The sequence below is a fragment of the Aquiflexum balticum DSM 16537 genome, from assembly GCF_900176595.1.
Taxonomy (GTDB): domain Bacteria; phylum Bacteroidota; class Bacteroidia; order Cytophagales; family Cyclobacteriaceae; genus Aquiflexum; species Aquiflexum balticum.
Genome location: NZ_LT838813.1, coordinates 5,890,386 through 5,910,814 on the forward strand (window position 1 = coordinate 5,890,386; position 20,429 = coordinate 5,910,814).

Below are 20,429 nucleotides of genomic sequence, written 5' to 3' on the forward strand. Positions count from 1 at the left end.
CCTAATTTTTACTATTACTGTAATTTTTTAACGTTTATAGCATTAAGGCCTTTTTTCCCATCCTTTACATCATAGGTTACTTTGTCATTCTGGGCTACTTTGTCTACCAATCCCGTGGCATGGACAAACACATCACTTTGGGATTCGTCGTCAACGATAAAACCAAATCCTTTAGCGTCATTGTAAAATTTTACTGTTCCGGTAAGCATGATAAATATTATAATTATGTGGTTAAATGTATTTTAAATGTAAATATACTTCATCAAAAAACAAAAATTATTTTGCTAAATTCAAACAATGAAAAATCTTGTAATTATCCGTCATGCAAAATCTTCCTGGAAGGAGCCTCTTTTAAATGACCATCAAAGGCCTTTGGCAGAACGGGGCCTTAGAGATGCTCCAAAAATGGGAAACAGATTGAAAAAAAAGGGTATAATCCCTGACGCAATGATTTCTTCAGATGCAGAAAGAGCAAAAGCCACAGCTTTGATTACAGCTGAGAGCTTGGATTTTCCTAAAGAAAAAATTCGTTTTACTCCTTACCTCTATCATGCTTCCGCATCAGATATGCTATCTGAAATCAAAAAGACAGCTGATTCAGTCAATACATTATTTGTTTTTGGACATAATCCCGGTGAAAATGATCTCATTTGGAAACTGGGAGGTGAAATCGACAATCTTCCCACGTCGGGCCAATTCGGATTTAAATTTGATGTCAATACATGGTCTGATATTGGCAAAAAGAATGCGAAATTCTGGTTTTTTGATTATCCGAAAAAATCCTGATCAATGATTGTCAAAATTGCCTGATATCCTGAAGTACACCTGAAAATTTATCAGCATTTTGAATCAGATAAAGTATTTTTTCCGCAGCTTTCGCAGGACTAAGCAATTCATTGTTCTCTTTTAAATCCTTGAATTTTTTTAAGGCAGAAAAGCTGCTTTCTTTGGCCGACCTGATATCAGACTGCATTTCTGTATCTACCACACCCGGTGCGACTGCAAAAAAACGAATACCTGATTTATTTATTTCCGCTTCAACCTGTGCCGCTTCCGTCATCATATTCAAAGCAGCTTTTGTGGAAGAATAGCAAGACCAACCATCCAAAGCCTTTCTCGCTGCACCTGAACTGATGTTGACCACTATCCGCTCAGATTGGTTTAAGGCCCGGTATTTTTTTATAAAAGCATTCATCAAAACAGTGGGAGCAATGGTATTCACTTCGAATATTTTTTGAATATTCTTATATTCTAAATCACCCAAATGATTTATTTGTCCTATCCATCCGGCATTATTGATTAAAACAATTTTTTGGTATTCCTTAAAAGGAAAAATTTCATCTGTGCCCCTCATCAGGATTTCAATATTGCTCAAGTTAATCCGGATGTGTTTAAAATGAGGATTATTCCTATCCTCGACAGTTCTGGAAATCCCAATGACTTCATTCGATCTGTCTCTAAGCAATTGCCTCACTATGGCATCGCCTATCCCCTTGCTTGACCCTGTGATGATATAAAGATTTGAGCCTGACATTTATTGAAATCGTTTATAAAATCAAAAAACAACCAAATCTCAGTTTTTGATCAAACTGAGATTTGGAAATTCACCATTGATTAGAGAATGTATTGTGACAAATCCCTGTTTTTTACCAATGAAGCCAACCTTTCCTCCACCATTTCTTTGGTAATCATTATTTTTGAATTGGCCTCTATAGTATCGGGAACATCAAAAAGGAAGTCATTCAACAAGTGACTCATGACGGTGTGCAGTCTCCTTGCACCGATATTTTCTACTTCCTCATTGATCTTAAATGCCAACTTGGCAATTTCCCTGATAGACTCATCATTGAAATCAAGAAATACGTCCTCTGCATCAAACAAAGCCTGATATTGCTTGGTTAGCGCATTCTTTGGTTCTTTTAGAATCCTGTAGAAATCATCCTCTGTCAGACTGTTCAATTCCACTCTGATTGGAAAACGACCCTGAAGCTCAGGAATCAAATCAGAAGGCTTGGCCACATGAAATGCCCCTGCCGCTATAAACAGAACATGATCGGTATTGACAATTCCGTACTTGGTATTTACTGCACTTCCCTCTACTATAGGCAACAAATCCCTTTGTACTCCTTCACGGCTTACATCAGGTCCACTTCCGCCTTTCCCACTCTTTGAAGCAATCTTATCAATTTCATCTATGAAAATAATACCATTGTTTTCCGCCAAGCGCACGGCTTCTTCTTTTACTTCATCAAAATCAACCAATTTGGAAGTTTCTTCTTCCATCAATATTTTTCGGGCCTCGGCAATGGTAACTTTTCTCTTTTTGGAGCGCTTTGGCATCATGCCGGAAATCATATCCTGCAAACCAGCCATACTCGCATCATCCATCATTCCATTACCGATCATCCCAATACCAACAGGTGGACTTTGCTTCACATTGATTTCTATTTTTCGGTCTTCCATTTCACCGTTTTTCAATTTTTCTCTGAACCGTTCTCTGGTTCTTTCGTTGAGATCATCTTCTGAAACCAAATCGGGCTTGAAATCTGAGGAAACCGAAGTTGCAGGACGCGTAAATCCAGTTGTTTTCACCGGAGGGATTAGGATATCCAGAATAACTTCATCTACCGAATCAGCTGCCTTCTCTTTGACTTCCTCATTTTTTTTCTCTCTTACCAAATGAACGGATTGTTCCACAAGATCTCTTACCATACTTTCTACATCCCTGCCCACATAACCTACTTCGGTAAATTTTGAAGCCTCCACCTTAGTGAATGGGGCATTGGCTACTTTAGCCAACCTTCTTGCTATTTCGGTTTTACCAACACCCGTAGAGCCTATCATCAAAATATTATTCGGAACTATATCCTTTTGGATGTCTCCTTTGACATTCATCCTTCGGATTCTGTTCCTGAGTGCTATGGCTACATTCCTTTTGGCGTCATGTTGCCCTATGATATATTTATCCAATTCTGCGACGATCTGCCGAGGAGTAAGTTCATTGATGTCATTTCTCATATTGTTGTTATTAAAACGTTCTCCATTCATTGATTGAGGTGGATATTCCGAATATATTGGATCCACCGGGTATATTGTAAAACATCCTGGAATAGGATAGTTCAAATTTCTTCACTTTGAAGGCAAAGCCTCCAGAAAACCCTCCTGCACCGGCGCCTGATGAAGTTTCAAATTCTTTCCGGATCAAATGGTTATAACCCAATCTTAAAGTGAAATTATCACTTGGTAAAATTTCCACACCGAACACCGCCCTGCGGAATATTTTATCAACGCCCGATATGTCGTCATTGTTACTGCCAGGATTTGGAATAAAGAAGTCTGTCTCCCTGCCGTTGAGATTTCTCAATGAAAGATGAAATCTAAATGGGGCATATTGAGGCTTGAAACTACCCCCTATCCTAACGTCAGTTGGAAGTTGCAGTTTTTGTCCTTCTACATAAGTACTTAGGTTGAAACCCAAATTCCTTAGATTCATTCCCAGCACCAAGTCCATCTCAGGATGATGGTAATTGACCCCAAAGTCGAATGCCAAAGCGTAGGCATGATACCCTTCCAAAATAGATCCAAGTATCTTGGTATTTACCCCATAACGGAATACCCCAATTTGATTTCCATAACCTACTACCAATGCAAATTCATTGGCCCCGAATTCCCCTGTAGGTATTCCGATAGCATCGAAGCCTTCAAAGTTGCCGTAATCAAAATACTGCAATCCAATGCCAATAATTCCCCCATTTGACAATTCGGTGTTAAATCCGATTGTAGCCACATGGATTCCTCCGGGAAAATTAAGGTAATGAAATGCAGGTGTATTTACAGCGTTACTGTCCAAAAGCGCCGGATTGGACATAAACATCATCACATCATTTCCGGCTGTCAGATTTACCCCACCCAAACCTGCCAGTTTGGTAAAGGAAGGATTGTCAACAAAATTATAAGCGGAATTGGAAGTCTGGGCATTTGATATTTGATGAACCATAACTAAACAGCCCAAACAAAAAATCAAAAGGTATTTCCAAGGATAGCCCAAATTCTCTTGAATGTTTATTGATTGATCTGGAATTTCAATTTACAGAAGCACTGTTTTGTGTGACTTCCGGAAACTTGAAAACCATCGCATCTTCTACTTTTGTTTTCATTAACGCAATTCCCAATACCTCTTCTACTTTATCGACAAAGTGGAATTCTACACCTTTGATATATTCATGATCAATTTCCTCAATATCTCTTTTGTTGCTTTGACAAAGGATAATATCCTTTATCCCTGCCCTTTTTGCCGCCAGAATTTTTTCTTTGATACCACCTACAGGCATCACCTTTCCTCTCAAAGTAATTTCCCCGGTCATCGCAACCCTGGATTTTACTTTTCTTTGGGTATAGATAGATGCCATAGCTGTCAGCATGGTTATGCCCGCCGATGGACCATCTTTTGGGACAGCACCTGCAGGAACGTGAATATGAAGATCATAATGATCAAATACCCTTTCATCGATACCTAATTTTTCAGCCTTGGATTTGAGATAGGAAAGTGCAGTCATGGCTGACTCCTTCATTACTTCGCCCAACTGACCGGACAAAGTAAGTTTTCCTTTTCCCTTGCTGAGTGATGTCTCTACGAATAATATTTCACCACCTACTGAGGTCCATGCAAGTCCTGTAACCACTCCGGCAACACTGTTGTCCTGGTAAAATTCTTTATCGAAAATTTCACCACCCAATATTTTCCTTACGAGCTGGGGAGTGATTTTCTTGGAATACTCTTCTTCCATCGCAATGGATTTAGCCACATTTCGGACGACTTTTCCAATGGCCCTTTCGAGGCTTCTTACTCCGGATTCTCTTGTATAATCTTCAATGATTTTAACCAAAGCAGCCCTGTCAAAAGAAATATCTTTCCCTTTCAATCCATGCTCTTTTCGCTGTTTTGGAACGAGGTGTTTTTTGGCAATCTCAATTTTTTCTTCCAGCGTATATCCCGTCACTTCAATCACCTCCATCCTGTCTCTCAGGGCAGGCTGAATATTGTCCAACGAATTGGCTGTGGCAATGAACAAGACTTTGGAAAGATCATACTCCACTTCAAGATAATTGTCAACGAAAGTGCTGTTCTGTTCCGGATCCAAAACTTCCAAAAATGCAGAAGAAGGGTCTCCTCTGAAATCAGAACTGAGTTTGTCTATTTCATCCAATACATATACCGGATTGGAAAATTTGACTTTTTTCATATTCTGAATAATCTTACCCGGCATAGCGCCCACGTAGGTTTTTCTATGGCCTCGGATTTCGGCTTCATCATGTACACCACCCAAGGACATCCTGATGTATTTCCTTCCTAAAGCCGTCGCAACAGATTTACCCAAAGAAGTTTTTCCTACTCCAGGAGGACCGTACAAGCAAAGAATCGGGCCCTTCAGGTCTTTTTTCAATTTCAGGACAGCCAAATATTCAATGATTCTTTCTTTGACTTTATCCAAACCGTGATGATCTCTATCCAAAATCGCTTTGGCCCGTTTTAGATCAAAATTGTCTTCGGTATATTCACTCCAAGGCAACTCTACCAATGTTTCCGCATAATTCAAGGCAATAGGATATTCAGCGGCAGATGGATTGATACGAAGGATTTTATCCAGTTCTTTTTCAAAATGCTTGGCAACTTCTTTTGGCCATTTCTTTTTGGAACCCCTGAGTCGGAGTTCTTCAACTTCCTTTTCAGGTCCTTCTTCTCCCAATTCTGTTTGCAGGACCTTCATCTGTTGGCGCAAAAAATAATCTCGTTGCTGCTGATCGATATCTGTATGCACTTTTTTATGGATCTCACTTTTGAGCTCCAGCATCTGTATATCCTTCATCATAAATTCAAGCAACAAAGTTGCCCGTTCAACTCCGTCATTGATTTCAAGCAATTTCTGTTTGGAATCTACCGGTGCGTTGATATTTGAAGATAAAAAATGAGTCAGGAATGCAGTATTATCAATATTGTCCAAAGCCACTTGTGCTTCTCTGGGAATTTCTGGATTAAGATGCAAAATTTTAGCCGCAGCCTCTTTGAGGGATTCCTCAAGTGCCTGGATTTTCTTATTGTTTTCAGGGAAATTCTCATCCAAAAACTCAACCTTTGCGGTGAAATAAGGATCTTCGGTCAAAGTCTGGCTGATCTTAAAACGCTTTTTCCCTTGGATAATAATAGTTGTATTCCCATCGGGCAGGACGATCATCTTAATGATTTTGGCCAAGGTACCTACATGATAAATATCCTCCCATGAAGGATCATCATTTTGTGGATTGACCTGGGCACAGACTCCTATCAGCTTATTTCCTTTTTGAGCTTTTTTCACAAGTCTGATGGATCTTTGTCTCCCTACTGTGATCGGAATGACCACTCCTGGAAAAAGCACTGTGTTTCGAACTGAAAGAATAGGTATCTCTTTGGAATAGTCTTCCGGATGTTGTAAAGAATCATCTTCCTCGTCGGTGATAAGTTGAATCAGGTCACCTTCCCCTGCGTAATCTCCTACCATTAATGATTGATATAATTGGTTTGTGTAGTTATTCATAAAGGACAATATGACAGTTGAAATGTCATGTTATATTAGAAAGAAATATAAACCTCCAAGTTAATAAGGTTCCTGCAATAAAATCAATGTATATGCCAAGGTTTGTTTAGGTACAAAATGGCAGGTTAATAAGTGAAGTATTTTGGATTGATTTCCCTGTTCAACCTTGAATTATTATAAATGTAAAATCTATTCCTAAATCTTTGAGCTATACTAATCAAAAAAAAATCTAAAAAAATAAGGGAAATCTAATGTTCAGATTTCCCTTGAATTAAGTTTTGATAAGTTGGTAGTTTAATTTTTCAACCAGTAAAAATCTTCAGAATATCATTCCCGATTGCAAAAACCATCAAGGCCAACAACATCACCATGCCAACCTTTTGGGCGTTTTCCAAGAACTTGTCCGAAGGCGCCTGCCCCGATACCATTTCATAAAGCAAAAACATGACATGTCCACCATCCAAAGCCGGAATTGGCAATAAATTCATAAAGGCCAATATCATAGAAATCAAACCGGTTATGCTCCAAAATTTTACCCAATCCCATCTGCTTCCGTAGATTTTCGCCATTCCTATTGGACCACTGACGTTTTTGGCAGAAACTTCTCCTGTAAACATTTTGCCCAATGCCCTCGCATTGATAATGACCACACCAAAAGCTCTTTCTGTGCCTTTAACAATTGACTCTCCGATGGCATATCTTTGAACAACCGGATCAAGAGGGGCATTGACAAAACCTAAAGTACCTTGTTCACTGATCTGGACTTCCTTTTCGATTTTATCTCCATTTCTATCTACCAATAGATCAACCTGTTCTCCTTTGAACTGTGAGAGTGTAGCCTGCAGCTCATTGATATAGTTCACTTCCTGATCATTTACTGCGATAATTCTATCTCCTTTTTGAAGACCTGATTGTTCAGCTACCGTACCGGGTGAAATCTCCATCACTTTTATAGGGTGTCTGATATCGAGAAACTGCCCCATACTTTCTTCATTGGAGAAAGAATTGATGAAACCTCTTGGAATCTCAATTTTGATGATTTCCCCGTTTCGGTCTACTGTGTAATATCCTTCTGAACTTAGTAATGCGTCCCCACTACTCAACTCACCGAGGCTTTTATAAGGTTCTCCGCTGATATCCAAAATCCTGTCACCGTCCTGAAAACCAATTTCTTTGGCTATTTCATAGGCAACAATTCCATTTTCAATTACCTGATCTCTGGAATAGAATGTCTCTCCTCTTTGGTGAACAAGAATCACAAAAATGACAATACCTGTAATCACATTGACGAATATCCCCCCCAACATCACAATCAAACGTTGCCAGGCAGGTTTTGACCGAAACTCCCATGGCTGGGGCTCAGAGGAAAGCTGCTCAGTATCCATGGACTCATCCACCATGCCTGAAATCTTGACAAATCCTCCCAAAGGAATCGCTCCAATGGAATATTCTGTCTCACCCCATTTAAATCCAACTATTTTGGGAGGGAATCCAATAGAGAATTTCTCCACCCTCATACCAAACATTTTGGCAGTCAACAAGTGACCCAATTCGTGCAAGCCAACCAAAATTGACAATCCCAGAATCAGCTGGGCCACCATTATTAATGTATCCATTATACTTTACTCTTGATTAATTCTTCCGTTATTTTTCTGGACATTTTGTCCGTTTCTATATAATCCAATAAACTTGGTTTTTGGATAAATGTTGTCCTTTCCAGTGTAGTTTCTATCAAATCCGACATTTCGAGAAAACCGATTTCGTCATGCAAAAATGCAGCCACAGCTATTTCATTGGCAGCATTCAAGATACATGGTGCATTACCTCCTTTTTTAAGCGCTTCAAAAGCCAATCCTAAATTCCTGAAAGTTTCCATGTCAGGCTTTTCAAATGTCAGGCTTGGGTAATTCACGAAATCAAATCTAGGAAAGTCAGATTTAAACCTTTCGGGAAAACTCAAAGCAAACTGAATTGGAATACGCATATCAGGCAGTCCAAGTTGTGCTTTGATTGATCCGTCTTCAAACTGAATCAGGGAATGAATGATAGATTGAGGATGAACTACTACATCAATCTGCTCTTTAGAAACCCCAAATAACCACTTTGCTTCAATAACTTCCAATCCCTTATTCATCAAGGATGCTGAATCAATGGTAATCTTTGCACCCATATCCCAATTTGGGTGTTTCAGTGCCTGGGCTTTTGTGACCTTGGCCAAAAACTCCCTGTCTTTACCTCTAAACGGCCCTCCTGAAGCAGTAAGGATAATTTTTTCGATAGGATTATGAAACTCTCCCACTAAACATTGGAAAATAGCCGAATGTTCAGAATCAACGGGATAGATATTGACTCCTTTATCTCTTGCAAGTTGGGTAATCAATTCACCTGCAACTACAAGCGTTTCCTTATTGGCAAGAGCAATCTGCTTACCGGCTTCTATGGCTTTGATGGTCGGAATAAGCCCTGAATAGCCTACCAATGCAGTCAACACAAGGTCGATGCTTTCCATAGTAACCACGTCCGCAATGGCTTGATCCCCTGCAAAAACTTTGATATCATGGGGTATCAATGCGTCTTTCACTTTCTGATACAAGCTTTCATTGGCAATAACCACACAATTTGGCTGAAATTTCAAAGCTTGTTCAATCAATAAATCAGCATTATTCTGGGCAGTCAGGACTTCTACTTGAAATTTTTCGGGGTGTGACTGGATGACATCCAATGTTTGGGTTCCAATACTACCGGTTGAGCCAAGTATGGCTACATTCTTTTTACCTGACATTAATTCATTTTGCATTAGCAAGAAGGCGGAAAAAACAAAAACTTCTGTCTGACCCTATTTTTTTAATCTGACAAAATTACAAGGTTAATAGACTTTTCCTTCAAATTTTTTATGACTTTTTGAAAGTATATAAATTTGGCATGCAAATAGGTAAATTTGTTTGCTAATTAACTTTAAATAAAACCTGCATATCCGCCGTATATCGTACTGACATTATGCTTAAAAATGTAAAAATAGTTTTTTTGGCCTTTGCAGCAGGAATTGCTGGAGCATGGGCTTTTCACCAGTTTTCGGAAAAAGACCTTACCAAAGAACCACTTGAATTCAGGAATGAAAGCCCTAAATACAATGTGGATTTCAGAGAAAGTCCACCAAGCATACCTAATAATCCGGTTTCTTTTGTTGAAGCATCTGAAAAAAGTACTCCTTCTGTCGTATTTATAAAGAACTTTTCAGGGACAGACCAAAGGAGATACAGTATTTTCGACTATTTTTTTGGTACAGGACCCGCTCAAAGAGTAAGTACAGGCTCTGGGGTAATTATCAGTAAAGACGGCTATATCATTACCAACAATCATGTTATTGACAGGGCTGAAACCATTGAGGTTGTGCATCAAAAAAGAACCTATCCAGCAAAACTGATCGGGACAGATAAAAATACAGACATTGCGGTATTGAAAGTTGAAACGGAAAACTTACCCGCCATACAGCTGGGAAGCAGTAGAGAGCTTAAAATAGGTGAATGGGTAATCGCTGTTGGAAATCCATTCAATCTTACCTCCACCGTCACAGCAGGTATTGTCTCCGCAAAGGAAAGACAGATCAATATTCTCGGCGGAGAATTTCCCTTGGAATCTTTTATCCAAACTGACGCTCCTATCAACCCTGGCAATTCGGGAGGTGCCTTGGTCAATGTCAGAGGTGAATTGGTGGGAATCAATACCGCTATACTTTCGAGGACAGGTTCCTACACAGGTTATGGCTTTGCTGTACCTGTCGATATTGCTATGAAAATCGCCAATGACCTAATCAAATTTGGTGAAGTTCAAAAAGCCATTCCAGGAATAGAGGTAGTGGAAATCACTCCCGAGCTTGCAGAAGAAATGGGACTCAAAACATTGGATGGTGTAATTATCACCCATGTAGTCCGAAATGGTGCCGGAGAAAAAGCAGGATTACAGCGTAATGATGTCATCACCGGAATTGGAAACATTGATATCTTGGGAAAAGGAAGTTTTGAGGAAGTGTTATCTTACTACTATCCGGGTGATAAAATTCAGGTTACTTTCCAAAGAAACAGTATGAAAAACTCTGCCCAAGTCACCCTTCAGAATCTGGAGGGAGGTACAGGAATAATAAAAAGAGAGTTTTTTACATCGAATTTGTTGGGAGCACAATTAGAGGCGGTGAATACGCTTGAAAAAGACAGACTCGGCATTGAATTTGGCATCAAAATCACAGGAATGACCCGTGGTTACCTAAGAGATTTGGGCCTGAACAATGGATTTGTCATCACCCATGTAAACGGAGAACCGTCAAAAAATCCTGAAGAAGTTGGTAAATATCTGGAAAAATTCAGCGGTAGACTCAGATTGGAAGGAGTAACACCAAATGGACAGCCATTTATGCAATCCTATAATGTGAGATAAATTGTGTAAATTAAAGTTGTTAAATTTATTCTTCATTAATTCATGAGTTAATGAATCCAAAATGAAATTTGCCATTATGAAAATTCCACCCCCTACCTGCCAAAAATGTTTCCAGGATTTTCAAGAAGCTTTGGATGAATTGAGGGATTTGATTGTGGGTTTTAGGAATTCCAAGCCTGATCCAAAAACACAGCACAAAATTATCCGCACATTTGAACTTACCCATGAATTGGCTTTAAAGACCATAGGTGAATATTTCAGAAAAGAGGGAAGACCCCCTTTTTCAGGCTCTAGAGATGCAACTGTTGAAGCATTTCACGAGGATTTAATAGACAATGGAAAAGGTTGGTTGGATATTATTATAGAGAGAATCAAGTTCAACCCATTGTATCCAGAAGATTATGAATATGAGTTTACACAAAACATCATCACCAAACATGTAAGCTTATTGGAAAATTTTGAAAGGAAATTATCAAAAAAGCTTAATCAATAATAAGTGAAAAAGATTCTGAAAAAATTTTTTTTATTCTCTGTCGCACTTTTGCCAAATAGTACGTCATAAGAATAAGTGCACAGTTCCTCGTTCTTATTCTAAAAATTTCTTTCAAAAATTGCCATGAAAAAAAACCTACTTCCACTATTCAGCCGACCACTCAACCTGGTTTTGGCATTAATGCTGTTTTTGGTTTTGCCATCTTGCCATGACGATGTCAAAAGTACTTACATGTATAAAGCTACTATTCCAGTGTTTTTGGAAATGAGTGATGTGAGGGCTGCAGATATTATCATAGAACCGGGCAAAGAGTTAGAGAATCCCGGGAAGATATACATCTACGGTGACTTTTTGTTTATCAATGAGCCAAAAAAAGGTATCCATATTTTGGACAACACCAATCCTTCAGCTCCTGTCAACATCAATTTCATTAATATTCCTGGAAATGTGGACCTGGCGGTAAATTCAGATATTTTGTATGCTGACAACTATGTGGATCTTTTGGCTTTTGACATTACCAATCCTAGAGATATCAAAAAAGTGAATAGAGTAGAAGATGTGTTCATGCATATGTATTCCCATGCTACCGGCAAAATCATCACTTACAAGGATACTGTGTTAACTCAGGATTCGGAAATCATGTGGGGATGGGGAAGACCAGGTGGATTTTGGATGTTGGAATCATCATCAGATGCAAGCTTCAGTGGCAATAGAGGCGGTGGTCAATCCCAGAGCTATGGTCAAGGTGGTTCAATGGCCAGGTTTACTTTGATGAGTGGTCATCTCTATGCGGTAGATGAATATAGCTTAAGGGTATTTGATGTTCTGAAAGAGGACGAACCAAAGCATTTGAAAAACATAGATTTGGGTTGGGGAATTGAAACAATTTTTCCATTCAAAGACAAGCTCTTCATTGGTTCCAACACAGGAATGCATATTTATGACGCCAGTACACCGGCAGATCCGAAAGTCATGTCGGTTTATCAGCATATTACTGCCTGCGATCCGGTGGTAGTGAATGACGAACATGCATTTGTAACCTTACGCTCCGGAATGTTCTGCAGAATGGGAGTAGATGAGCTACAGATAGTTGATATTACCAACCTTTATGAACCAAAATTAGTGAAAGCATACCCCATGCTCAATCCGCATGGTCTGGCACTTTCAGGAGATTATCTTTATGTAGCGGAAGGAGAACATGGTTTAAAAAGTTTCAACGTTGCAGATGTTTTGAACATAGATAAAAATCAATTGGAATTCCTGAAATCGATGAAATCTGTGGATATAATTCCCGGACCAAAATCCCTGATTGTGATAGGTCCTGATGGGGTTTGCCAATTTGACTATTCTACGCCTTCTGTACTCAAGCCATTAAGCTGTATTCAAGTCAAAAACCCTGTCGTGGTTTGATCTTCTTACCCGCAGGATTTTTGATGAGATTTTTAAAAATTTTCTTTTAAAATTCCGGCTACAAAATTCATTCAAATAAATGAAAACTGCTTTCTTTTTATTTCTGATTCTTATTTTCTGGCAGGAACAATCTTTTGCCCAGCAAAAGACTTATATCAACCATACTGAAATAGGTCCAATGTTCGGCAGGGTTAAAGTCTCTGAAAATAACTTTGACCCTAGAATTAATTTTTCTTTCCAGACATTCAATGGTGCAAGGATAAACAAGTATCATGCCGTCGGTTTTTTAATTGGTCTTGATACTTATCCGAATTTCAATTTAATACCTATGGCATTTGCGTGGCGTGGATTTTGGGAAAAAGGCAAACGCAGCACCCCCTTTGCGGGTTTGGATCTGGGAAAAGGTTCTGCAATTTTGGAAAAAAGGGAAGTCAATGAATGGGGCGAAAATTGGTATGAGGGTGGATTTTTATTCAGCCCTTCCATTGGGATTAGAAGAAAAGGAAAAAATGGAAAAAATGATTTTACCTGGAGTCTGGGATTTAAAAGACAGCAGGCTTTTTTTTATGAAGGATTCAGAGATTTCACCAATTCAAATAATGCCGGAACTGGCCTGCCTCCCGGGTTTAGTTCCGTAAGGGAGGAAGCTTATATTTTCAATAGCATCTCAATTAAATGGGGGCTTGTATTTTAAAATAAGGAAAGGCAGTTCCGAATGGGAATTACCTTTCCTGATTTTATTTTTTTAATTGGTTAATTCCTCCATTTTCCACCACCCACATAAAAGCCGACGGCAATTCCCAAGTAGGCGTTACCTGTTTCACCGATTACTGTTCCTTGTGTATTAATGAGTTCAGATTTTGGTACAAAATTATAGTCCAATGAAAGCCTGAATTTTGATGCTTCAAAACCTGCCCTTAATACAGGAGCAAAAGCAGAATTGCCGGACAGGGTGCCATAATCTTCCGGGTCTACTGTTGTGTCAAAATCAATACTTGCAAAATTCATCCATCCTAGGCCAGCTCCAACAAACGGAGCAAAATTGCTTCCCTGAGTTTTGAAGTAATAATCATAAGTTAAAACAAAAGAACCATTTATAGCAACCTTTGCTGTTCCATCATCGGAATTGGAATAAATAACCAAATCCCGTACCATTGACGCCCCACCGATTCTTAACCCAATATTCATATTGTCCTTAATATTGTATTTAGGTTCCAAATAAAACAAAACCCCTCCTCCGCCTGCCATCGGAACGGTGTATCCTAAATCCAATCCAACCCGGAATTTCCCCATTTCTTGAGCATTGGCAGTAAAAGTTACCCCAAAAATCAAGACTGCTAAAACTACAATTGCATTTTTCATGTTGTGATTTTTTAAAGATAAAATAAAGTAAAACAAACAATTTTCAACCCAATTGAACGCAAATACAATTGAAATGTTTAATATTTGAAAATTGAAATTTTTATTCCTTAGACATGTTAGAAGTAATTGATTTGGTCAAAAAATACGGTAAACAAAATGCCGTAAACAACATCACTTTCAAATTGGATGGTGGCGAGGTTGTGGGGTTACTGGGCCCAAATGGCGCAGGAAAAAGTACCACGATGAAATGTATTGTGGGTCTATTGAGAAAAACTTCAGGCGAAATCTACATTGGTGGTCAAGACCACCTTTCAGTAGCTGCCAAGAAACTTTTCTCCTACATTCCCGAAACCCCTCATGTTTACGACCTTCTGACTGTCAAGGAACACCTTCAATTTATCGCTCAGGCTTATGGCGTCAAAAACTGGCAATCTAAGGCGGAAAAGTGGATGGCACTTTATGACCTCAGTGACAAACAGGACAAACTGGGAAGGGATTTATCCAAAGGGATGAGACAAAAAGTTTCCATCTGCTGTGCTTTGCTGCCTGATCCACAGATGTTGTTTTTTGATGAACCCATGATAGGCTTGGATCCCAAAGCCATCAAAAACACCAAACAGATTTTCAGAGAATTAAAAGAACAAGGTAAAACCATTTTGGTAAGTACCCATCTGATAGATGGGGTGGAAAATATCGCTGACAGGATTATGATTATGAAAGACGGAAATATCATCGGCAACGATACACTTCCCAATCTCAAGGCCACATTGAACAGTGGTGCAGATTCAAGTTTGGAGGATTTGTTTTTAGAACTGACAAAAGATGAATGAATTCAGTCTATTGTTGCGCAAAGATATTTTTATCCTGATCAACAACATCAAGCTTATCCTCAAAAACCCACTCAGGTTATTGCCCTATTTATTTGTAGTCGGGTATTTCAGTTTTTTTTACCTCAGAAGAGGGACAAAGAAAACAGAAACAGAGGATATTGATCTTGAACAGCTTCAGGATGCTGCAGGTCAACTCGGTGAGGTGAATTTTGCACAGCAGAATATAGTCGGGGGAATTACACTTTTGGCTTTGGGTTTCCTGATGTTTCAGCTTTACAAAGCCACCAAGAAAAACGTCAGCTTCTTCAGTATGGCTGATGTCAACCTGTTATTCACTTCCCCTGTCGCACCAGCCAAAATTCTGATCTACTATATGGTCCGATCTGTATTTCCGGCAGTGGGCGGAAGCTTTATATTCATTCTTTACAGCACTGCCCAACTCAATGAAATGTTTGATTTCAATATTTGGAACCTGCTGTTGATGTCTATGGGATTGACCCTGTTTTTCTTCATCCTTTCCCCTATCCGGTTTTTGGTTTATACCCTCAATACCAAATATGGTATTTTGACTTATATCAAAAACGGGGTTTTTGCCTTGGGCGGAATATTATCTTTGATGATTTTGATCCCGGGGATGATGGCGGAAAAATTCTGGCAGGGCATGTTTGCCTGGATCGGCTCCAAATGGTTTGATTTCTTCCCTTTGGTAGGTTGGAGCCGGGGAATCATTACCTATTTGAGTCATGAAAATATCTGGATTGCTTTTGGATTTATTGCAGTTTATGTGCTTTCCTTTTTGCTGATTTTAAATTTGGTGATTGTCCACTCAGGATACTACTATGAAGATGTGCTGGAATCCACTAAATCCAACGAGGAGGTCAAAGAAAAAGTAAAAGGCAAGCGGGAAGCTTCGGAATCTTCCATGAGCCTCAATACCAAAAAGAAACTGGATCTCAAGGATTTCGGAACCGGTGCAACAGCCCTTTATTGGAGAAATTATGTCCACAGTTCCCGACAGGATTTCCACCCTCTTTTTGGGTTGTATGGGTTGATATTTGCAGGAATTGGTATTGTAATGGCTGTTCTATCCAATTTTGACTGGTTTAACCATGCCATCATTTATGGATATTTGGCCACCATGCTGGCATTTTATTTTCTTGCCGGAATGGGCCGGACAAATGTGGGAGATCTTAAAAAACCGTTTTTTATCCTAATCCCCGCTTCTTGGCCTTCCAAGTTCTGGAATATCATCAAATTGGATATTTACCAGACTTTGATCTTTGCAGTGGTCCTGATCATCCCAACCGTTCTAATCGCACAATTGAGTTGGGGACTGATGTTTCTTTTCCCATTTTGTTTGGGTACATTTTACATTGCAGGATTTGCCATTACCCTGACAACTCAGGTAGGTTTTTATGAGGGTTGGGATCGAAAATTGATTAAACCCTTGATTGTGGGTGGAGTTATGTTTTTTGGAATTTTACCTTCTTTAGCGGCAGGTGTATTCGCCTATATCATCTCCAAACAGGTGGTTTATGCATTTCTGGCCACAGGGATAGGTATGACCCTGGTCGCAACAGTTATGTTACATGTGGCTTTGGATATTGTGAGTAGGCTGGAGTTTAAGGAGATTTGACGGAGGTTATTATCGGATGACCGATGACGGATGTTGGGTTAGACCGAAGACGGAAGACGGAAGACGGAAGAATCCGCACCCAGAACCCATAAATATGAAACCTTTGAGGTCTTCCTATCCGCGACGTCAGGACCTCGAAGGTTTTTTTATTAGATTAAACGAAAAAATGAAAATACCATTGAGGTTATTTTTACCACATAGTCCGTGTAGATCACATAGCATGATTACAAACTTTTCTTTTTATCATCCAAGAACAAATAGAATAAATAACCATGTGTTCTATGAATCTATTTGGTAAATGAACAAAAAGACCTTCGAGGTTAAAAAAAACCTCAAAGGTCAACGGGCCTCTTGTCTTTTGTCTCTCCGATACTTGGGGCAGGCTTTGTTGCTAAAATCTACATTCTAAAATCTAAAATCTCCCCTCTCACTCCACCACAATCCCATACTTTAGCAACAATCCCGGCAATCCATCCAAAGCAAACTTTGCTTTTTTGATCCTGTTGGTTTCGGGATCGATGATGAAATTTTTAGCATGTCTCAAATCGGCTTTTACCAGAATGGTATTTTCAAATATGGCTCCATTGAGATCCGAACCTTGAAAATCAGACCCAGTTAAATCAGCCTCAACAAAATCAGTTTCAAACAACCTACAGTTCTTAAATTGAATGTTTTTCAACTTGCATTGATAAAATGAGGTGTTGTCCAACAGGCAGTTTTCAAAGTCAAGATCCAATCCTATACCTTCACATTTATCAAAGCGCAAACCTAAAAGCTTGCAATCCTTGAATTTTACTTCCTGCAAGGCAGTTTTGAAAAGTTTGGCCAAACTCAGGTTACAGCCAAAAAATCCACAATCCAAAAATCTGGAACCCGAAAGATCGACCTCTGAGAAATTACAGTTTTTAAAGGTACAGGATTCATATTCTCCTTTTTGGAAGATGGACGGCGAGAAATCCTTATTGGAAAAAATCTGATCTTGGTGGTAGGTGGACATGTTTGCAAATATTTCATTTCTTTTTTAAAAGCAGGTCATAGCCTTAAATAATTTTATCCTTTATCTCTCTTTTTAATAGCGTTACAAACGCTGGACTCAGGGTCACGAAGCTACAAGCTTCGGACAACGAGGTGGTTTTTGTTAATTGTTTCTTAAAACTTATTCTTACCACTTCATCAGCCAACCCCTAGAGATTGCCACCTCGCACAAAATCCAAATCTAAAAATCAAGCAATCTGAAGTGCTCCTCGCAATGACGCAAGCTACTTTCTTTCCACTAACCTTACATCCGTCATCGGTCATCGGTCATCAAACAATCCATACCCTTAAACTTTTCCCCAAAAAAATCCTTATTTTTATTTTTCAACATAACCCTATTAACCCTATGAAAGCACTTGTCCTGGAATCCTACAATAATCTTGTCTATAAAGATGTACCTGAACCTGAATACCTGCCCAATGAGGTTTTGGTCAGGGTAAAGGCCTGTGGTATCTGTGGCAGTGATGTACATGGCATGGATGGCAGTTCGGGAAGGAGAAATCCCCCACTGATCATGGGACATGAGGCATCAGGTGTGATCGTAGAAACCGGTAGTGATGTTAAGGCCTTTTCTGTTGGAGACCGGGTGACTTTTGATTCTACTGTCTATGAACTCAATGATTGGTACACGCTGAAAGGCAAATACAATTTAAGTGACAACAGAAAAGTCCTTGGGGTCTCCCCAAAAGAATACCGGAGACATGGTGCATTTGCAGAATACGTGGTGGTACCCGAACATATCCTCTATAAAATCCCCGATTCAGTTTCCTTTGAACAGGCGGCCATGGTAGAACCCATAGCCGTCTCAGCCCATGCGGTCGATCTCACGCCTATCAGTCTGATGGATACGGTTCTAGTAGTTGGTGCAGGAATGATCGGACTTTTTCTGATTCAGGTACTCAAACTTTCCAATGCGGGAACTATCATCGCGGTTGATTTGGATGACAAAAAGCTTGAATTGGCCCGGAAATTCGGTGCTGACCATACCTTCAATGCCAAAGATGAATACTTACAGCAATCCATTTTAAGCTTAACTCATAACAGAGGTGCTGATGTGGCCTTTGAGGCAGTGGGTATCGGTGCTACGGTGAAAATGGCCATAGAGAATGTCCGAAAAGGTGGGACGGTCACCTTGGTCGGTAATCTTGCGCAACAGGTGGAATTTCCCCTTCAGGCAGTGGTGACAAGAGAAATCAGATTGCAGGGGAGTTGCTCCATAGCAGGGGAATATGACAAGGTATTGGAGATGATGGAAAAGGGATTGATCGATGTGGATTCCCTTTTGAGTGTCAAGGCACCCTTGAGTGAGGGAGCAGCATGGTTCAAAAAGCTGTATGACAAAGAACCCGGATTAAACAAAGTAGTTCTCCAACCCTAAGCCATCATGTACAAAACAGGAATTATCGGTTGCGGTAAAGTTGCCCACCTCCACGCCAAAGCATTGCAAAACGCTCCCCAATCTGAGTTTACCGCTGTCTTCAGCAGGACATTGGATAAGGCCAAAAGCTTTGCAGCTACTTATGGTGTCAAAGCTTATAACAATATCACCGAAATGGTGGAAAAGGAAAAACTGGACCTGGTCATGGTCTGCACCCCACATCCCAACCACTTAGAACCAACCTTGGAAGCCATGGCTGCCGGTGCACATGTGATTGTGGAAAAACCATTGGCTTCCACTTTGGCGGATTGTGATGTCATGATCGCCGCCTCAAAAAAATATGGCAAAAAACTGGGAGTTATCAGTCAAAGGAGATTTTATGAATCGGTGCAACGAGCCAAAAAAGCCATTGAGGATGGGAAAATCGGCAAACCTGCCTTGGGAACAGTGACCATGTTGGGTTGGCGGGACGAGAATTATTACAAATCTGATCCTTGGCGGGGTTCATGGGAACATGAAGGCGGTGGCGTAATGGTCAATCAGGCCCCACATCAATTGGATGTATTGCTTTGGCTGATGGGAGAAGTGGACGAAGTATATGGGACCTGGGCCAATCTCAACCATCCCTATATAGAAGTGGAAGACACGGCATTGGCCATCGTCAAATTCAAGAACGGAGGCTTGGGCAATATCCTGTTGACCAATTCCACCAAACCCGGTATCCATGGCAAAATCCATGTTCATGGGAGTAACGGGGCCTCCGTGGGAATCCAACCTGAAGCAGGCGCCATGTTTATTGCAGGCATGTCAGGTATTTCTGAACCGCCCAAAAATGACCTTTGGACCATTCCCGGCGAAGAGCATTTGTTAGCTGAATTTATCAAAGAAGATACTGCGATATTTCACAAAATCGACCCCACCGTCCATTATATCCAATTACAAATCGAGGAATTCATGGATGCCTTGGCCCAAGGCAGGGAACCCTTGGTCACTGGAGAAGAAGGCCGCAGGACCGTAGAACTCTTCACCGCCATCTACCGCAGCACCCGAGACAACAAGCCGGTAAAGTTTCCATTGAAGGCTGAAGAAGGGAGAGGGGATATGGATGGGAGGTTGGGGTAGGGTTATGCTATTTTTCCAATCTTTGGAAAGTAAATGGGGCGCTGGTCAGGGGCAAATGGTTGCCAAAAGAGAAGTTGCAGGGTGAGTTGAGGAGGATTGAGGAGAAGAATTTGAGGAGGTGAGAGGGGTTTTGTATAATTGTTGGGTCAAATTAATCGTG

The 20,429-nt window shown here is 40.1% G+C and carries 18 protein-coding genes; 9 read left to right on the forward strand and 9 right to left on the reverse strand.

Annotation, left to right across the window (positions count from 1 at the left end; genetic code table 11):
- Positions 1-14: 14 nt before the first annotated feature.
- Complete coding sequence (locus B9A52_RS24900) at positions 15-209, reverse strand: cold-shock protein (RefSeq protein ID WP_084123263.1); 195 nt, start codon at positions 207-209, stop codon at positions 15-17.
- Positions 210-297: 88 nt separating this feature from the next.
- Here B9A52_RS24900 and B9A52_RS24905 point away from each other — a divergent pair, with 88 nt between their 5' ends.
- A complete protein-coding gene (locus B9A52_RS24905) occupies positions 298-786 on the forward strand; it encodes a SixA phosphatase family protein (RefSeq protein ID WP_084123264.1) in 489 nt (162 codons plus the stop codon).
- Positions 787-796: 10 nt separating this feature from the next.
- On the opposite strand, the gene B9A52_RS24910 is transcribed toward B9A52_RS24905, so the two are convergent.
- The 6 genes from B9A52_RS24910 to B9A52_RS24935 form a co-directional block, all read right to left on the reverse strand.
- A complete protein-coding gene (locus B9A52_RS24910; protein WP_084123265.1) occupies positions 797-1,534 on the reverse strand; it encodes an SDR family NAD(P)-dependent oxidoreductase in 738 nt (245 codons plus the stop codon).
- An 80-nt stretch (positions 1,535-1,614) separates the two neighbouring features.
- Positions 1,615-3,018, reverse strand: a complete 1,404-nt coding sequence (gene hslU, locus B9A52_RS24915) for an ATP-dependent protease ATPase subunit HslU (protein WP_084123693.1) — start codon at positions 3,016-3,018, stop codon at positions 1,615-1,617.
- Positions 3,019-3,028: 10 nt separating this feature from the next.
- Positions 3,029-4,048: a type IX secretion system protein PorQ gene (gene porQ / locus B9A52_RS24920; RefSeq protein WP_317045531.1), complete on the reverse strand. Its 1,020-nt coding sequence runs from the start codon at positions 4,046-4,048 to the stop codon at positions 3,029-3,031.
- A gap of 34 nt (positions 4,049-4,082) precedes the next feature.
- A complete protein-coding gene (gene lon, locus B9A52_RS24925; RefSeq protein ID WP_084123267.1) occupies positions 4,083-6,572 on the reverse strand; it encodes an endopeptidase La in 2,490 nt (829 codons plus the stop codon).
- Between the two features lie 302 nt (positions 6,573-6,874).
- Complete coding sequence (rseP, locus tag B9A52_RS24930; RefSeq protein WP_084123268.1) at positions 6,875-8,188, reverse strand: RIP metalloprotease RseP; 1,314 nt, start codon at positions 8,186-8,188, stop codon at positions 6,875-6,877.
- Positions 8,188-9,354 carry a 1-deoxy-D-xylulose-5-phosphate reductoisomerase gene (locus tag B9A52_RS24935; RefSeq protein ID WP_084123694.1) on the reverse strand — a complete coding sequence of 389 codons (1,167 nt, stop codon included), beginning with the start codon at positions 9,352-9,354 and terminating at the stop codon, positions 8,188-8,190. Before B9A52_RS24935 ends, rseP begins: the two co-directional genes overlap by 1 nt.
- Positions 9,355-9,569: 215 nt before the next feature.
- On the opposite strand from B9A52_RS24935, the gene B9A52_RS24940 reads away from it, so the two are divergent.
- The 4 genes from B9A52_RS24940 to B9A52_RS24955 all read left to right on the forward strand — a co-directional run bounded on the left by B9A52_RS24940 (position 9,570) and on the right by B9A52_RS24955 (position 13,600).
- Positions 9,570-11,003 carry a S1C family serine protease gene (locus B9A52_RS24940; RefSeq protein WP_084123269.1) on the forward strand — a complete coding sequence of 478 codons (1,434 nt, stop codon included), beginning with the start codon at positions 9,570-9,572 and terminating at the stop codon, positions 11,001-11,003.
- 76 nt (positions 11,004-11,079) lie between these two features.
- A complete protein-coding gene (locus tag B9A52_RS24945; protein WP_084123695.1) occupies positions 11,080-11,496 on the forward strand; it encodes a nucleotidyltransferase substrate binding protein in 417 nt (138 codons plus the stop codon).
- Positions 11,497-11,619: 123 nt separating this feature from the next.
- Positions 11,620-12,906 carry a hypothetical protein gene (locus B9A52_RS24950; RefSeq protein ID WP_084123270.1) on the forward strand — a complete coding sequence of 429 codons (1,287 nt, stop codon included), beginning with the start codon at positions 11,620-11,622 and terminating at the stop codon, positions 12,904-12,906.
- 79 nt (positions 12,907-12,985) lie between these two features.
- Positions 12,986-13,600 carry a hypothetical protein gene (locus tag B9A52_RS24955; RefSeq protein WP_084123271.1) on the forward strand — a complete coding sequence of 205 codons (615 nt, stop codon included), beginning with the start codon at positions 12,986-12,988 and terminating at the stop codon, positions 13,598-13,600.
- A 59-nt stretch (positions 13,601-13,659) separates the two neighbouring features.
- Here the strand turns inward: B9A52_RS24955 and B9A52_RS24960 are convergent, their stop codons facing one another.
- A complete protein-coding gene (locus B9A52_RS24960) occupies positions 13,660-14,268 on the reverse strand; it encodes a hypothetical protein (RefSeq protein WP_084123272.1) in 609 nt (202 codons plus the stop codon).
- 113 nt (positions 14,269-14,381) lie between these two features.
- Between B9A52_RS24960 and B9A52_RS24965 the strand changes: the two genes are divergently transcribed.
- Positions 14,382-15,098 carry an ABC transporter ATP-binding protein gene (locus B9A52_RS24965; protein WP_084123273.1) on the forward strand — a complete coding sequence of 239 codons (717 nt, stop codon included), beginning with the start codon at positions 14,382-14,384 and terminating at the stop codon, positions 15,096-15,098.
- Entirely contained in the window at positions 15,091-16,734 is a 1,644-nt protein-coding gene (locus B9A52_RS24970; RefSeq protein WP_084123274.1) for a putative ABC exporter domain-containing protein, read from the forward strand. The genes B9A52_RS24965 and B9A52_RS24970 overlap by 8 nt, the downstream gene beginning before the upstream one ends.
- 427 nt (positions 16,735-17,161) lie before the next feature.
- On the opposite strand, the gene B9A52_RS24975 is transcribed toward B9A52_RS24970, so the two are convergent.
- Positions 17,162-17,731: a pentapeptide repeat-containing protein gene (locus B9A52_RS24975; RefSeq protein ID WP_084123275.1), complete on the reverse strand. Its 570-nt coding sequence runs from the start codon at positions 17,729-17,731 to the stop codon at positions 17,162-17,164.
- Between the two features lie 384 nt (positions 17,732-18,115).
- On the opposite strand from B9A52_RS24975, the gene B9A52_RS24980 reads away from it, so the two are divergent.
- Both B9A52_RS24980 and B9A52_RS24985 read left to right on the forward strand, forming a co-directional pair.
- Positions 18,116-19,147, forward strand: a complete 1,032-nt coding sequence (locus B9A52_RS24980; RefSeq protein WP_084123276.1) for a galactitol-1-phosphate 5-dehydrogenase — start codon at positions 18,116-18,118, stop codon at positions 19,145-19,147.
- A gap of 6 nt (positions 19,148-19,153) precedes the next feature.
- Positions 19,154-20,269, forward strand: a complete 1,116-nt coding sequence (locus B9A52_RS24985) for a Gfo/Idh/MocA family protein (RefSeq protein WP_084123277.1) — start codon at positions 19,154-19,156, stop codon at positions 20,267-20,269.
- The last annotated feature ends 160 nt before the right edge of the window (positions 20,270-20,429 follow it).

What these genes read in the sequence shown, in the direction of transcription:
- B9A52_RS24900 (WP_084123263.1), bottom strand. Translation starts at nt 209, where the DNA reads ATGCTTACCGGAACAGTAAAATTTTACAATGACGCTAAAGGATTTGGT.
- B9A52_RS24965 (WP_084123273.1), top strand. Translation starts at nt 14,382, where the DNA reads ATGTTAGAAGTAATTGATTTGGTCAAAAAATACGGTAAACAAAATGCC.
- lon (WP_084123267.1), bottom strand. Translation starts at nt 6,572, where the DNA reads ATGAATAACTACACAAACCAATTATATCAATCATTAATGGTAGGAGAT.
- B9A52_RS24975 (WP_084123275.1), bottom strand. Translation starts at nt 17,731, where the DNA reads ATGTCCACCTACCACCAAGATCAGATTTTTTCCAATAAGGATTTCTCG.
- B9A52_RS24970 (WP_084123274.1), top strand. Translation starts at nt 15,091, where the DNA reads ATGAATGAATTCAGTCTATTGTTGCGCAAAGATATTTTTATCCTGATC.
- B9A52_RS24950 (WP_084123270.1), top strand. Translation starts at nt 11,620, where the DNA reads ATGAAAAAAAACCTACTTCCACTATTCAGCCGACCACTCAACCTGGTT.
- B9A52_RS24940 (WP_084123269.1), top strand. Translation starts at nt 9,570, where the DNA reads ATGCTTAAAAATGTAAAAATAGTTTTTTTGGCCTTTGCAGCAGGAATT.
- B9A52_RS24960 (WP_084123272.1), bottom strand. Translation starts at nt 14,268, where the DNA reads ATGAAAAATGCAATTGTAGTTTTAGCAGTCTTGATTTTTGGGGTAACT.
- B9A52_RS24945 (WP_084123695.1), top strand. Translation starts at nt 11,080, where the DNA reads ATGAAAATTCCACCCCCTACCTGCCAAAAATGTTTCCAGGATTTTCAA.
- B9A52_RS24935 (WP_084123694.1), bottom strand. Translation starts at nt 9,354, where the DNA reads ATGTCAGGTAAAAAGAATGTAGCCATACTTGGCTCAACCGGTAGTATT.
- B9A52_RS24905 (WP_084123264.1), top strand. Translation starts at nt 298, where the DNA reads ATGAAAAATCTTGTAATTATCCGTCATGCAAAATCTTCCTGGAAGGAG.
- B9A52_RS24980 (WP_084123276.1), top strand. Translation starts at nt 18,116, where the DNA reads ATGAAAGCACTTGTCCTGGAATCCTACAATAATCTTGTCTATAAAGAT.
- B9A52_RS24955 (WP_084123271.1), top strand. Translation starts at nt 12,986, where the DNA reads ATGAAAACTGCTTTCTTTTTATTTCTGATTCTTATTTTCTGGCAGGAA.
- rseP (WP_084123268.1), bottom strand. Translation starts at nt 8,188, where the DNA reads ATGGATACATTAATAATGGTGGCCCAGCTGATTCTGGGATTGTCAATT.
- hslU (WP_084123693.1), bottom strand. Translation starts at nt 3,018, where the DNA reads ATGAGAAATGACATCAATGAACTTACTCCTCGGCAGATCGTCGCAGAA.
- B9A52_RS24910 (WP_084123265.1), bottom strand. Translation starts at nt 1,534, where the DNA reads ATGTCAGGCTCAAATCTTTATATCATCACAGGGTCAAGCAAGGGGATA.
- B9A52_RS24985 (WP_084123277.1), top strand. Translation starts at nt 19,154, where the DNA reads ATGTACAAAACAGGAATTATCGGTTGCGGTAAAGTTGCCCACCTCCAC.